The 13,927-nt window shown below is 63.4% G+C and carries 12 protein-coding genes; 8 read left to right on the top strand and 4 right to left on the bottom strand.

What is annotated here, in order from left to right:
• Positions 1-85 precede the first annotated feature (85 nt).
• Positions 86-3,016 carry a preprotein translocase subunit SecA gene (gene secA, locus J1M86_RS21290; protein WP_206511267.1) on the top strand — a complete coding sequence of 977 codons (2,931 nt, stop codon included), beginning with the start codon at positions 86-88 and terminating at the stop codon, positions 3,014-3,016.
• 24 nt (positions 3,017-3,040) lie between these two features.
• Here secA and J1M86_RS27025 read toward each other — a convergent pair whose 3' ends face one another.
• Positions 3,041-3,379, bottom strand: coding sequence for an Rv3235 family protein (locus J1M86_RS27025; RefSeq protein WP_368857272.1), 339 nt, complete (start codon positions 3,377-3,379; stop codon positions 3,041-3,043).
• Between the two features lie 435 nt (positions 3,380-3,814).
• Here J1M86_RS27025 and J1M86_RS21280 point away from each other — a divergent pair, with 435 nt between their 5' ends.
• The 5 genes from J1M86_RS21280 to J1M86_RS21260 all read left to right on the top strand — a co-directional run bounded on the left by J1M86_RS21280 (position 3,815) and on the right by J1M86_RS21260 (position 9,826).
• The gene (locus tag J1M86_RS21280) at positions 3,815-5,278 is read left to right on the top strand and encodes a wax ester/triacylglycerol synthase family O-acyltransferase (protein WP_206511266.1); all 1,464 of its coding nucleotides are present in this window, start codon (positions 3,815-3,817) and stop codon (positions 5,276-5,278) included.
• A 37-nt stretch (positions 5,279-5,315) separates the two neighbouring features.
• Positions 5,316-5,807: a hypothetical protein gene (locus tag J1M86_RS21275; protein ID WP_187346779.1), complete on the top strand. Its 492-nt coding sequence runs from the start codon at positions 5,316-5,318 to the stop codon at positions 5,805-5,807.
• A gap of 114 nt (positions 5,808-5,921) precedes the next feature.
• A complete protein-coding gene (locus J1M86_RS21270) occupies positions 5,922-7,037 on the top strand; it encodes a ferredoxin reductase (RefSeq protein WP_075839800.1) in 1,116 nt (371 codons plus the stop codon).
• A 128-nt stretch (positions 7,038-7,165) separates the two neighbouring features.
• The gene (locus tag J1M86_RS21265; protein ID WP_206511265.1) at positions 7,166-8,488 is read left to right on the top strand and encodes a fatty acid desaturase; all 1,323 of its coding nucleotides are present in this window, start codon (positions 7,166-7,168) and stop codon (positions 8,486-8,488) included.
• 84 nt (positions 8,489-8,572) lie between these two features.
• Positions 8,573-9,826, top strand: coding sequence for a fatty acid desaturase (locus tag J1M86_RS21260; protein WP_206511264.1), 1,254 nt, complete (start codon positions 8,573-8,575; stop codon positions 9,824-9,826).
• 44 nt (positions 9,827-9,870) lie between these two features.
• On the opposite strand, the gene rsgA is transcribed toward J1M86_RS21260, so the two are convergent.
• From rsgA to J1M86_RS21245, 3 genes are read right to left on the bottom strand one after another with little or no spacing between them, the layout of a single operon-like run.
• Positions 9,871-10,857, bottom strand: a complete 987-nt coding sequence (gene rsgA / locus J1M86_RS21255) for a ribosome small subunit-dependent GTPase A (RefSeq protein ID WP_206511360.1) — start codon at positions 10,855-10,857, stop codon at positions 9,871-9,873.
• Entirely contained in the window at positions 10,857-12,176 is a 1,320-nt protein-coding gene (gene aroA / locus J1M86_RS21250; RefSeq protein WP_206511263.1) for a 3-phosphoshikimate 1-carboxyvinyltransferase, read from the bottom strand. Before aroA ends, rsgA begins: the two co-directional genes overlap by 1 nt.
• 5 nt (positions 12,177-12,181) lie before the next feature.
• On the bottom strand, positions 12,182-12,676 hold the full coding sequence (locus J1M86_RS21245) for an aminoacyl-tRNA deacylase (RefSeq protein ID WP_206511262.1): 495 nt from the start codon (positions 12,674-12,676) through the stop codon (positions 12,182-12,184).
• 222 nt (positions 12,677-12,898) lie between these two features.
• On the opposite strand from J1M86_RS21245, the gene J1M86_RS21240 reads away from it, so the two are divergent.
• Both J1M86_RS21240 and rsrA read left to right on the top strand, forming a co-directional pair.
• A complete protein-coding gene (locus tag J1M86_RS21240; RefSeq protein ID WP_075839820.1) occupies positions 12,899-13,567 on the top strand; it encodes a sigma-70 family RNA polymerase sigma factor in 669 nt (222 codons plus the stop codon).
• Entirely contained in the window at positions 13,564-13,890 is a 327-nt protein-coding gene (gene rsrA, locus J1M86_RS21235) for a mycothiol system anti-sigma-R factor (protein WP_269417983.1), read from the top strand. The genes J1M86_RS21240 and rsrA overlap by 4 nt, the downstream gene beginning before the upstream one ends.
• Positions 13,891-13,927 lie beyond the last annotated feature (37 nt).

Here is a 13,927-nt window from a genome sequence, read left to right as displayed (position 1 = left end):
TCGCAGAGCGGCGCGCCGCAACAGTTTTTGCCAGTATCAGTTTTTGCCCAGTATCAGTAACCGAGGATCGAGGACGAGAAAGCCCGTGCCTTCGCTGTCGTTTTCCAAGCTGCTCCGTGTTGGTGAAGGTCGCATGGTCAAGCGACTCAAGAACATCGCTGACCACGTGTCCACTCTGTCCCCGGATGTCGAGGGCTTGTCCGACGAGGAACTGAGAGCGAAGACCGCCGAGTTCAAGAAGCGCTACTCCGGCGGCGAATCCCTCGACGAACTCCTGCCCGAGGCCTTCTCCGTTGCGCGGGAAGCGTCGTGGAGGGTGCTCTCGCAGCGACATTTCGACGTCCAGGTCATGGGTGGTGCAGCGCTGCACTTCGGCAACATCGCCGAGATGAAGACAGGCGAGGGCAAGACGCTGACCTGCGTTCTGCCTGCGTATCTCAATGCGATCTCCGACGAAGGTGTCCACGTGGTCACCGTCAACGACTACCTGGCCAAGCGCGACTCGGAATGGATGGGCCGCGTCCACCGCTTCCTGGGCCTCGAGGTCGACGTGATTCTCGCGGGCATGACACCCGCGGAACGCCGGGCTGCGTATGCCGCCGACATCACGTACGGGACGAACAACGAGTTCGGCTTCGACTATCTGCGTGACAACATGACCCACTCGCTGGACGACCTGGTCCAGCGCGGTCACAATTTTGCGGTGGTCGACGAGGTCGACTCGATCCTCATCGACGAGGCGCGTACACCCTTGATCATCTCGGGTCCGGCCGACGCCTCCTCGAAGTGGTACGGCGAGTTCGCCCGAATCGTGCCGATGATGAAAAGCGATGTCCACTACGAGGTGGACATTCGCAAGCGCACCATCGGTGTGCACGAAGCGGGAGTCGAGCTCGTCGAGGACCAGCTCGGTATCGACAACCTGTACGAGGCAGCGAACTCGCCTCTGGTGAACTACCTCAACAACGCCATCAAGGCCAAAGAGCTGTACGCCAAGGACAAGGACTACATCGTTCGCGACGGCGAGGTCATCATCGTCGACGAGTTCACCGGTCGCATTCTCGTGGGCCGCCGTTACAACGAGGGCATGCACCAGGCCATCGAGGCCAAGGAGAAGGTGGAGATCAAAGCCGAGAACCAAACTCTGGCCACGATCACCCTGCAGAACTACTTCCGCCTCTACGACAAGCTGTCCGGGATGACGGGCACCGCCCAGACCGAGGCCGCCGAACTCCACCAGATCTACGGTCTGGGTGTCATCCCGATTCCGACGAACCGTCCGATGGTTCGGGTGGACAACGGAGACTTGATCTACAAGACAGAAGAGGCCAAGTTCGATGCTGTGGTCAACGACGTCGTCGAGCGGCATGGTAAGGGCCAGCCGGTTCTGATCGGCACCACCAGCGTGGAACGCTCGGAGTATCTGTCCAAGCAGTTCACCAAACGCGGTGTCGTGCACAGCGTTCTCAATGCCAAGTTCCACGAACAGGAAGCAACGATCGTCGCCGAGGCCGGACGACTCGGCGCCGTCACCGTCGCCACCAACATGGCGGGTCGCGGTACCGACGTCGTGCTCGGTGGCAACCCGGACATCCTCACCGACCTCGCGCTTCGCAAGAAGGGCCTGGATCCGGTCGAGACGCCGGAGGAGTATCAGGCGGAGTGGGACACCAGTCTCGAGGCGGTCAAGGAGCAGGTGAAAGCTGACGCCGAGACTGTCCGCGACGCCGGCGGACTCTACGTTCTCGGCACCGAGAGGCACGATTCGCGCCGCATCGACAATCAGCTCCGCGGCCGATCGGGTCGTCAGGGCGATCCGGGTGAATCCCGCTTCTACCTTTCGCTCGGCGACGAGTTGATGCGTCGGTTCAACGGCGGTGCGCTCGAGTCGATCATGACGAGGCTGAACCTGCCGGACGACGTCCCCATCGAAGCCAAGATGGTCTCCAAGGCCATCAAGAGCGCACAGACGCAGGTCGAGCAACAGAACTTCGAAATCCGCAAGAACGTTCTGAAGTACGACGAGGTCATGAACCAGCAGCGCACCGTCATCTACGCGGAGCGTCGGAGAATCCTCGAAGGCGCTGATATGGAGGGCCAGGTCGAAGGCATGATCACCGACGTGATCACCGCTTACGTCAATGGCGCGACAGCCGAGGGATACGTCGAGGATTGGGATCTCGAGCAGCTGTGGACCGCTCTGGGGACTCTCTACCCGGTGGGACTCGACCACAAGGAGCTCTCGCACGAAGACGATCTCGGCGAGAAGAGCGATCTCAGCCGCGACGAGCTTCTCGAGGCTCTGCTGGCGGACGCACGCGCGGCCTACGCCAGACGTGAACGCGAGGTGGAGGAGATCGCGGGACCGGACGGCATGCGTCAGCTCGAACGGCGCGTGCTGCTGTCGGTTCTGGACCGCAAGTGGCGCGAGCACCTCTACGAGATGGACTACCTGAAGGAAGGGATCGGTCTGCGCGCGATGGCCCAGCGCGATCCGCTGGTGGAGTATCAGCGCGAAGGCTACGACATGTTCCAGGGCATGCTCGAGGGGTTGAAAGAAGAATCTGTCGGCTTTCTGTTCAACCTTCAGGTCGAAGCAACACCAGCGCCGGCGGGACCGGCTCGCGGTGCCGGTCTGACTGTGTCGCCCGGACTTGCCTCGCCTGTGGGGGCGGGCGGAACCAAGAGTTCCGCGCCGCCGAAGGCGCCCGCGGCCGTATCGCTCGGTGCGAGCAAGCCTGCGCCGGCGCCGAGCGAAGAAGAACCCGCGAAGACTGCCGCAGCGCCGGTGCCCACTGCGCTCCGCGCAAAGGGGCTCGACGAGCGGCCTGAAGAGCGTCTGACGTTCTCGGGTCCGGCCGAGGATGGCGGGACGGCCGTCCGCCGAACGGGTGGCGCAGCCGGTGCGGCGACGGGTGGGAATGCGGCCGCGCAGGGGACGCGCCGTGAACGACGCGAGGCCGCTCGAGCGCAGGCCAAGTCACCAAAGTCGTCGAGGGGGAAGAAGAAGCGCTAGGGCGGCCGGTCTGTCGCTGTGCGGTCAGCAGACCCGCAGTGATGTGATCGTCCATCCTGTTCTGCGAGTGGTCGCCCGATACTCCAGGCGAGCCGCCACCGCGAACACCCGCGGACCCCGCGCGTAAGTACCGAACACTTCAGCGGCGTCGGGGGCCGAGCGTGCGATGTGAACCCGGCGCAGCGACGCCGGCCCCAGACGGCGTCCCGGCGGGTGGGTCGAGGCGATCGTCTTGATCGCTTCGACCACATTGGGGGCGAAGAGCTTGCCCATCTTCTCGGCGGGCCGTCGGTGGTCGAGCACCTCCAGTAGCAGTCTCAGCGCCTGCTCCGCGCCTCGGCGCGCATCCTCCGGCACATCCACGTCGCGTCGGGCGGCGTCGTGTCGGGCCGGCCCGTGATGCGTCCCAAGACTTCGCGCAAACGGTCTTCTACGGTCGCTGCCGGAGCGAACGGTGTTCTCCGAAGATCGACTGCACCGGGCGGTGTTTCGGGTACTGCAGAGGCAGTGGCCGTCGGCTGGAGGTTCGAAGACCGGGGCAGGCCTGACGAAAGAATAGGAAGTGAAACCGTTCGTCGTCTCCACGGCGCTCCTTTGTTGTCGGAGGACCTCTTGGCGTGTATCGGGCCCTGTCTTCAATTCAGACGGATCGGCGTGCCCATCGGTTCCACTGCTTTCGGGCCGGATGGCTGTAGCCTCGTGGTTCGTCTAGGTTCGACAAGCGCAGGACGCTTTCCGGAATCCCGGGAACAATGATGTCCGGTGCGGACTAGCCAGAGCGGGGGACCGGTACACACGATGGCGAACAGGCTGACAACGCAGGACGCGTCGTTCTACTATCTCGAGGCGAGCAGTACACCCATGCACCTCGGTTCGCTCGCTGTGTTCCGGACTCCACGCAGCGGCTTCAGCTACGAGAAGTTGCTTTCGCTTGTCGAGCAGCGGTTGGTCCTGGTGCCGCGCTACCGGCAGAAAGTCCGCGAAGTGGCATTCGGCCTGGCTCGCCCAGTGTGGGTGGACGACAGCGATTTCGATATCACCTACCACATCCGTCGATCTGCCCTTCCGAAGCCGGGTACGGACGAGCAGCTGCACGACCTGGTCGCCAGGCTGACGTCGAGGCCCCTCGATCGGTCGCGGCCCCTGTGGGAGATGTATCTGGTCGAGGGTTTGACGAAGAACCGGTTTGCGATCTTCACCAAGTCGCATTCCGCGCTGGTGGACGGGGAGAAGGCTCTCGAAATCGGCCAGGTGATTCTCGACGCGAGCAAGAGCCCGGTCGCCATGGCGGAGGAGTTGTGGATGCCGGCTCGGGAGCCGAAGGAATCCGCGCTGGTCCTCGACGCGATCACCGAGTTGATTGCGTCGCCGAACGAGAGCGTCGAGGTCCTCCGCGGTGCCGCAGCCGGTCTCGCGGGCGTGGCAGGTGGCGTGCTGGCGGCGTCGGGCAAGGTGTTCTCGCTGGTTCGCACCGCAGCGCAGGTTGCGCCCTCGAGTCCGTTGAACGCACCGATCTCCCGCAACCGACGCTTCGCGGTTGCGAAGACAGAATTGTCGGACTATCGGCGGATCCACACCCGGTTCGGGTGCTCGATCAACGACGTCGTTCTCGCCGTGGTCACTGGAGCGCTGCGGAACTGGCTGCTCTCCCGAGGCGAACCGGTGACGGCATCATCGACGGTGCGAGCGATGGTTCCGATGTCCGTGTACGTCTCGGACGAGGGTGCAGGCTACGACCAGTACGCAGATCGGCTGAGTGGCGACCACGAGGGGGAGCCAACGGATGCGCAGCTGCGCAGCGAGGTCTCATCCTTCCTGGTGGACCTGCCGGTCGGCGAGCCCAACGCCGTGGTGCGACTGTCGCACATCGCTCACGCGACCGAGGCTCACGCAAAGCAGTCTCCGGGCGTCACCGCGCAGACGCTGATGACGATCTCTGGTTTTGCTCCGGCGAGTCTGCACGCGATGGGGGCCCGCGCCGGCAGCCGGCTCTCGCAGCGTCTGTTCAACTTGATCATCACCAACGCGCCGGGTCCTCAGTTTCCGCTGTACGTCGGCGGTGCCCGTATGTTGGAGATGTTTCCGGTTTCGCCGTTGTTCGAGAATCAGGCCTTGAGTATCGGACTGACCTCGTACGACGGCTTCGTGTGTTTCGGTCTCAATGCCGATCGCGGTGCGATGCCGGACGTCGACGTGATCACGGCATTGCTGTTCGAAGCGCTGGAGGAACTGATCGACGCCAGCAACGAATCGAGAGTGTGAGGTCCGCGTGAGGGTCTATGTCCCGGCAACGGTTGCCATGCTGCGCACCTTGGTTGCCGACGGAGAGTTCCATCCGGTCAGTCGCACTGCCTTCTCGGTGACGCCGACGCTCCGTGAGGCTTATTCGTCCGGCGACGATGAAGAACTGGCTGAGGTGGCGATGAACGAGGCGGCGAGGGCGTCGCTGCGTCTCGTTGCTGCGGCCCTCGACGATCATGAGGATGGCGAGGATCGCGGCGATGCTGTGTTCCGTCGGGCCGTGATCGCTGCGGATGTCGACGATCCGACGTTGCGGCCGGACCTGGACGACTCCGTGGTGCGGCTGAAGGAACCCTTGCGAATGGATCAGGTTGCGTCCGTGCACGTCGACCTCGAGGCGGCCGAGCCCGCGGTCGAGAAGGCGGTATCGATCATCGATGCGGCGGACATGGGTGACGCGGACGCCGAGTTCGTGCTGGGAGACGCTGAAGATCACACTCTCGCCTGGTATGCGACGCAGGAACTACAGTTTCTGCTGGAATTTCTCTGACTGCAGCCAACTTCCCGGTAACCTACGGTAGCGTAACCTGGCAGGGGGCGTTCGACATGAGGCGTCCTGCGAGGAGTTCGGACAAGTGTATCGAGCGAGGGGATGAAATACCGGATGGATCTCAAGAAGTGGTTGGAGGCCCCGGCCGCGGGTGTTTCCGCGCCGAAGCGGCCCAAGCTCAACCTGCTTCGTGGTGCCTTCACTCGCATCACCACTCCGCTGCTTCCCGATGACTACCTCCATCTTGCCAATCCGCTCTGGTCGGCCCGTGAACTGCGAGGCCGAGTCGTGGGAGTCAAGAAGGAGACTGCGACAGCGGTGACGCTGGTCATCCAGCCCGGATGGGGATTCAACTTCGATTACCAGCCCGGCCAGTACATCGGCATCGGCCTTCACATCGGCGGCCGCTGGCATTGGCGTTCGTACTCGTTGACCTCGCCGCCCAACTGGGACGAGAAGTTGATCTCGATCACGGTCAAGGCAATGCCAGAGGGTTTTCTTTCCAGCCACCTCGTCGGCGGCGTTCCGCACGGAACCATCGTGCGCCTCGCTGCGCCCAAGGGAAACTTCGCCCTGCCGACGCCCCCACCGAACAAGATTTTGTTCGTCACTGCCGGTAGCGGAATCACGCCCATCATGTCGATGCTGCGTACCCTGGACCGTCACGGTGACATGCCGGACACGGTGCACATTCATTCCGCTCCGACAGAGGACGAAGTGATGTTCGGCGACGAACTCAGCGCTCTTGCGTCGAGTCATCCCCAGTTCACCTCGCACATTCAGCTGACCAGATCCGATGGCAAATTCGCGCTGGCCTCTCTCGACGAGATGTATCCGGACTGGAGGACTCGTCAGACCTGGGCGTGCGGGCCGGCCGCGCTTCTCGAGGACATCGAGCGGACGTGGAAGCACGAGGGCATCGAGGACAAGCTTCACCTCGAACGGTTCGAGATCGCCCGCGCCGACACTTCCGGCAAAGGTGGCACGGTGACTTTCTCGAAATCCGATCGTTCCGCAAACGTGGACGGTGCCACCACTTTGCTCGAAGCCGGTGAAAACCTCGGTGTCCAAATGCCGTTCGGATGCCGCATGGGAATCTGCCAGACGTGTGTGGTTCCGCTGACAGCGGGCCACGTGATCGATCTTCGATCCGGCAAGGAACACGGTGAAGGCGAGCGCGTTCAGACCTGCATCTCCGCCGCTGCCGGTGATTGCACCCTCGAGCTCTGACGGAGTAGGTCCGGTGTCGTCGGTGAACGAGCACACACGGCTTTCACAGCAAACTCGGTTACGCTGATAACGGCGTCATAACGCGAACGTATCGTTCGAGAAACGCCCCTTAATTCTGGAGGACCACGATGGCCATCACGGACATCAAGGAGTTCGCACACCTCACCGAAGAAGACCTGGAATCCTTCGGACGCGAACTCGACGCGGTACGCCGCGACATAGAGGATTCACGCGGCGAGAAGGATGCCGCATATATTCGCCGTACCATCCGGCTCCAGCGGAGCTTGGAGCTCGGGGGACGAGCGGTGTTGCTGGGCAGCAAGTATCGCCCGGCGTGGTTGATCGGCACGGCAATGTTGAGTGTGTCCAAGATCATCGAGAACATGGAACTCGGGCACAACGTCATGCACGGTCAGTGGGACTGGATGAACGATCCCGAGATCCACTCCGTGTCTTGGGAATGGGACCAGACCGGTCCGTCCGAGCAGTGGAAGCGCGCGCACAACTACTCGCATCACACGTACACCAACATCGTCGGTATGGACCACGACATCGGCTTCGGCATCCTGAGGATGACCCGCGACGAGCCGTGGAAACCGATCAACCTGCTGCAGCCGCTCGCCAACGTGGTGCTCGCTACGACATTCGAGTGGGGCATCGCGCTACACGATCTCGATGCGCAGAAGCGACTCGACGGTGGAGACAAGAAGCGGATCTGGAAGTCCCCGGCGCACCTCGCTTTTGGGCGAAAGATTGCGCGGCAGGTGGGCAAGGACTTCGTGTTGTTCCCGGCTTTGAGCGGGCCGGCGTGGAAGAGCACGATGACGGCGAACGCTACTGCGAACCTCGTCCGGAATCTGTGGGCGTACGCCGTGATCTTCTGTGGCCACTTCCCGGATGGCGCCGAGAAGTTCACGATGGGCCAGTTCGAGAAGGAGACGCGGGCCGAGTGGTACCTGCGGCAAATGCTCGGTAGCGCGAACTTCGATGCCGGCAAGGTCATGGCCTTCATGAGTGGAAACCTGTGCTATCAGATCGAGCACCACATGTTCCCGGACCTGCCCAGCAACCGCTATCAGGAGATATCGGAGCGCGTGCATGCGTTGTGTGAGAAGTACGACCTCCCCTACACGACGGGGTCGCTAGGCAAGCAGTACCTGCTGGCGCTGCGCACCATTCACAAACTCTCGCTACCCGATCAATGGCTGCGCGCGACATCGGACAACGCTCCCGAGACCAGTTCGGAACGCCGTTTCCGCTCGGGTGAAGCCTCCACCGTGCATGCGCTACGGATCGACCCGTTGACGGGTAAGCGACGGGGATTGCGGTCGGCGATCGCAGAGGCGCGGGTCTCGCTTCGGAATGCGAAGAAGGAAGCCAAGCGGCAGGCCAAGTTGATGCGGCAAGCTCAGCGCAATAGGGTGAGGTCAGTCACACCTACGCAGTCGTAACCTACGCAACCGTAGGTTGCGGTACGGTGGTGGACGAACGTGCACCAAGTGCATCACCGACGACTGCCGGGAGGGCTTCAACCCATGGCGATTTCGGACATCAAAGAATACGCGCATCTCACCGACGCCGACGTCGAAGCGCTCGGCGTCGAGCTCGATGCCATCCGCCGCGACATCGAGTCCTCGCGCGGCGAGCGCGATGCCAGGTACATCCGCAACACCATCCGTCTGCAGCGCTCGCTCGAGATCGGCGGTCGCGCCGTTCTCTTCGCCAGCCGTAGACGCCCGGCTTGGCTGCTCGGCACCGGCATGCTCGGTGCGGCGAAAATCATCGAGAACATGGAACTCGGGCACAACGTGATGCACGGGCAGTGGGACTGGATGAACGACCCCGAGGTGCATTCCACGTCGTGGGAGTGGGACAACACGGGCCCGTCGGCACACTGGAAGCAGACCCACAACTACATCCACCACAAGTACACCAACGTGCTCGGGATGGACGACGATGTGGGCTACGGACTGCTGCGCGTCACCCGCGATCAGCGCTGGAAGCCGTTCAATCTGGGCAACCCCGTGTACAACCTGCTGTTGCAGCTGTTCTTCGAATACGGCGTCGCTGCACAGCATTTGGAACTCGGCAAGGTAGCCAAGGGGCGGATCCCGCGCGAGGAATTCGAACGCAAGCGTCGCGAGGTGCTCGAGAAGATCGGCAAGCAGATCGCCAAGGACTACGTGATGTACCCGGCGCTGACCGGACCCGCGTGGAAGAGCACCCTCACCGCCAACATCGTGGCCAACATGATCCGCAACGTCTGGACGAACACCGTGATCTTCTGCGGCCACTTCCCGGACGGCGCAGAGAAGTTCACCAAGGCCGACATGGAGGGCGAGACTCAGGGCCAGTGGTATCTGCGACAGATGCTCGGCAGTGCGAATTTCGAGGCTGGGCCGGTCATGGAGTTCATGAGCGGCAATCTCTGCTACCAGATCGAACATCATCTCTTCCCCGATCTTCCCAGCAATCGCTTGCGGGAGATCAAGGTGCGTGTGCTCGAACTTGCCGAGAAGTACGACCTGCCGTACACGACCGGGTCGATCGGAAAGCAGTACCTACTGTCGTGGCGGACCATAGCCAAGCTTTCGCTGCCCAACAAGTACCTACGAGCCACGGCCGACGACGCCCCTGAAACGGCGTCCGAACGTAAGTTCGCGGGCGGCACAGCCGGATTCCTGACCGTCGATCCCGAGACCGGAAAACGCCGCGGCCTTCGTACTGCCATCGCGGAATCGAAGAAGAAGAAGGGCCTACGCGGACTCATCGCAAAGAGAGCCGCATAGCAATAGAGCCGTACAGCAAGATGAACGACGCCTGGTAGCGACGACTACCAGGCGTCGTTCGTGCGTACGGCTTCGAGCAGCAGTCGTACTGCGCTGACGCGGCGAGCTGCGTCTCCCGTCAGCCCGTCGAGAGCGCATTCCGGATCTGCAGGTGGTCCGAGATGCGTGCAACCACGCGGACAGTTCGAGATCGCCTCGGCGAGGTCCGAGAACGCAGCGACAACGTTTTCCGGCGAGATGTGGGCAAGCCCGAACGAGCGGATCCCCGGTGTATCGACCACCCATCCGCCGCCCGGCAGCGGCAACGCCACCGACTGCGTCGAGGTGTGTCGACCTTTGCCGACGCCTGAGACGACCCCTGTCGCCCTGTGAGCGTCGGGGACCAGCCTGTTTACCAACGTCGACTTTCCGACGCCCGAGTGGCCGATCAGCGCGGTGAGCTTGTTGTTCAGAGTGGCTGTCAGTTCGGTCAGATCCTCGCTCTGCCCGGCGAGGATCACGGGCACATCGAGATCGGCGAAGGCGGCGGTGAACTCGGCAGGGTCGGCCAGGTCGCTCTTCGTCAGGCACAGGATGGGCTCGAGCCCGCCTACGTACGCGGCGACCAGGGCGCGTTCGACGAACCCGGTGCGCGGCGGTGGGTCTGCCAGCGCGGCGACCACCAACAACTGCTCGGCGTTGGCAACGACGACCCGTTCGTAGGGATCGGTGTCGTCGGCCGTGCGCCGCAGTACGGTGCGGCGCTCTGCCACCCTTACGATGCGCGCGAGGGTGTCGACTTTGCCGGACAAATCGCCAACGATGTCGACGTCGTCCCCGACGACGATGGGAGTGCGCCCCAGTTCCCGAGCCCGCATCGCGACGATACCGCGGCTCGGGTCACCACCGAGGACGCAACCCCAGCGTCCCCGATCGACCGAAACCACCATTGCCGATTCCGCGTCGGCGTGTTCCGGCCGCGTCTTCGTGCGCGGACGCGTGCTTTTCCCCGGACGTACCCGCACGTCCGATTCGTCGTAGCGGCGATTGATCAGGACGACATCCCTTCCCGCGCAGGCGTACCCGCGAGCATGTCCGCCCACATCGACTCGAATCCGGGCAGCGTCTTCGACGTCGTGCCGATGTCGTCGACCTCCACGCCGGGAACGACCAGTCCGAGGATGGCGCCGGCCGTCGCCATCCGATGATCGGCGTAAGCGTGCCACAGCCCACCGTGCAGCGGTGCCGGCTCGATGCGCAAGCCGTCCTCCGTCTCCGTCGCCGACCCGCCCAGTCTGTTGATCTCGGTTGCGAGCGCGGCGAGTCGGTCGGTCTCGTGTCCGCGAAGGTGTGCGATGCCTCGGAGATGGGACGGCCCATCGGCCAGCGCGGCGAGCGCGGTAACTGTCGGGGTCAATTCGCCGACCTCGTGAAGATCGATGTCGATGCCGTGCAGAGAGCCGGGACCTCGGACGAGGAGGGTGCCGTCGCGCACGGTGACATCGGCGCCCATCGACCCGAGGATGTCGCGGATCGCGTCGCCCGGCTGGGTCGTCGAAGAAGGCCAGTTGGGAACACGGACCTCGCCGCGCGTCACAGCAGCTGCTGCGAGAAACGGTGTGGCGTTGGACAGGTCCGGTTCGATGGCCCAGTTCACGGCATTCACCTGGCCGGGCCGGACGCGCCAGGTATCTGCGTCACCGCTGTCTCCTGGAGTCTCGACCCGAACACCGGCGCGTCGCAACATCTCGACGGTCATCTCTATGTGCGGCATCGACGGGACCGGTTTGCCGATGTGGTGGACGGTGATGCCGTCGTCGAAGGCGGCCGCCGACAACATCAGACCCGATACGAACTGCGAGGATCCCGAGGCGTCGATGTCGACTTCCCCACCTCTGAGCCGGCCTGCGCCGGTAACCGTGAACGGGAGGGCGTCTCCGGAGACCTGTGCACCGAGTGATCGCAGTGCACCGAGGATCGTGTCCAGGGGGCGGGTTCGGGCCTGTTCGTCCCCGTCGAAAGAGACCGTGCCCGCCGCCAGGGTGGCCAACGGGGGAACGAATCTCATGACCGTTCCGGCCAGCCCGCAGTCGATGGAGCCGCCGTGCAATGGGGCGCTGGTCACCTTCAGCATCGTCGGATCGACCGAGTCGATATCGATGCGCACACCGATCTGCCGAAGAGCCGAAATCATCAGGTCGGTGTCGCGGCTGCGAAGTGCGCCGGAGATGGTCGATTCGCCACTCGCCAGAGCCGAAATGATCAGAGCGCGATTGGTGATGGATTTCGACCCGGGGAGGGCGACCGTCGCGTGGACGGGTGCGGAGGTCGACGGCGCGGTCCAGGTAGTCACCCGTCCATCTTTGCGCATCGTGCTCAGTGCGCCGCCACGGGAGCAGTCACCGCGCGAGTCAGACGTACCAGTTCGCGGGGATCGAGTTCCACCTCGAGCCCACGTCGGCCACCGCTGCACAGCACGCGGCTCCACCGAAGGGCGGAGTCGTCGACGACGGTGGGCAACGCCCGCTTCTGACCGAGCGGTGAGATCCCGCCGAAGACGTACCCCGTCGACCGCTCGGCTTCGACTCGTTCGGCCATGACGAGCTTGCGTGTCGCGAGCGCTGTCGCCGCCCGCTTGAGCGAAAGCGACCGCGTGACCGGGAGCACAGCGACCGCCAGGGTGCCGTCGGACCGCCGCACCACGAGCGTTTTGAAGATTTGGTCGGGGGAGAGCTTCAACCGATCCGAGAGCAGCTCGGACGCCTCTGTTCCGTAGGACTGGGCCCGCGGATCGTGCTCGTAGGTGTGTACGTGATGGGGGACTGCTGCGCGGATCAATGCTGCGATGGCAGGGGTGGGCGCAGCGGACACGGTGGTCACTGTAGCGACCAGGGAGCTGAGCGAGCGGGAACAGCGAGGCAGCTGACGGTGTTCTTCGTCGAAGAGCGTGTTCACCGGCAAGTGTGCACACGAGGTTGAGAGGAAGGATCCACTGTGGCGGTGACGACCATCGGGCGCCCAACGCGCGCCGGCTCGGAAGTCGGCACGATCTACGTGAAGGATCTGTCCACGCCCGCGGTAACCTGGTCGAACATGGCTACCGAAGGGATCAGCGTGGAGGATGTCGAGAGCCCAGCTCAGGCGACTCAACCGGAAATCGAGTCCGAAAGGCAGCTGACCGAGCGTTTCGAGCGCGACGCGCTGCCGATGCTGGATCAGCTCTACGGCGCAGCTCTGCGGATGACGCGTAATCCGGCAGACGCCGAGGACCTCGTTCAAGAGACCTACATCAAGGCGTACTCCGCTTTCAGATCGTTCCGCGAAGGAACCAATCTGAAGGCGTGGCTGTATCGGATTCTCACCAACACCTACATCAACTCGTACCGGAAGAAGCAAAGGCAGCCTGCCCAGTATCCGACGGACGAGATCACGGACTGGCAGCTGGCAGCGACCGCCGAGCACACATCGACAGGTCTTCGTTCGGCTGAGGTGGAAGCGCTCGACGCGCTACCGGACAACGACATCAAAGCCGCATTGCAGTCGCTGCCCGAGGAGTTCCGAATGGCGGTGTACTACGCCGACGTCGAGGGCTTCCCGTACAAGGAAATCGCCGAAATCATGGGCACTCCGATCGGAACTGTGATGTCGCGGCTGCATCGCGGTCGCAAGCAGCTCAGAGGGCTGCTCTCAGGTGTGGCGCGCGAGCGCGGGTTCAATCGCAACGGCGCGGTCGACAGGCACGACCAGGAGGTTTCGCAGTGAGTTCGGAGGCAGAGAAGGCATCGCGCATCGGTGGCGCGCCGGACGACGGCAGCAGCGAGTTCGAGCAACTCGATTGTTCCGCCGTCATCGCCGACGTATGGCTGATGCTCGACAATGAATGCGACATCGCCAGTCGTGAGCGACTGCAACGTCACATCGACGAGTGTGGATCGTGTTTCGCGGTGTACGGCATCGAGGAGAAGGTCAAGAGTCTGATCAGCCGCAAGTGCGGAGGCGATCAGGCCCCCGAAGGACTTCGCGAGAGACTCAGTGTCGAAATTCGTCGGACCGTACTCATCAGGCAGGCTGAGGGCGACCGCTAGGTGAGGGTCTCGCTCACGGGCGGGCGCTTGCACACGA

Origin of the sequence: Rhodococcus sp. KRD197 (genome assembly GCF_017168235.1) — a bacterium.
Classification (GTDB): domain Bacteria; phylum Actinomycetota; class Actinomycetes; order Mycobacteriales; family Mycobacteriaceae; genus Rhodococcoides.
This window is presented reverse-complemented; position numbering and strand designations above follow the sequence as displayed.

Coding starts and splice junctions, on each gene's coding strand:
- J1M86_RS21280 (WP_206511266.1), top strand. CDS start 3,815: ATGGCGAACAGGCTGACAACGCAGGACGCGTCGTTCTACTATCTCGAG.
- J1M86_RS21275 (WP_187346779.1), top strand. CDS start 5,316: ATGCTGCGCACCTTGGTTGCCGACGGAGAGTTCCATCCGGTCAGTCGC.
- J1M86_RS21270 (WP_075839800.1), top strand. CDS start 5,922: ATGGATCTCAAGAAGTGGTTGGAGGCCCCGGCCGCGGGTGTTTCCGCG.
- J1M86_RS21265 (WP_206511265.1), top strand. CDS start 7,166: ATGGCCATCACGGACATCAAGGAGTTCGCACACCTCACCGAAGAAGAC.
- J1M86_RS21260 (WP_206511264.1), top strand. CDS start 8,573: ATGGCGATTTCGGACATCAAAGAATACGCGCATCTCACCGACGCCGAC.
- aroA (WP_206511263.1), bottom strand. CDS start 12,176: ATGCGCAAAGATGGACGGGTGACTACCTGGACCGCGCCGTCGACCTCC.
- J1M86_RS21240 (WP_075839820.1), top strand. CDS start 12,899: ATGGCTACCGAAGGGATCAGCGTGGAGGATGTCGAGAGCCCAGCTCAG.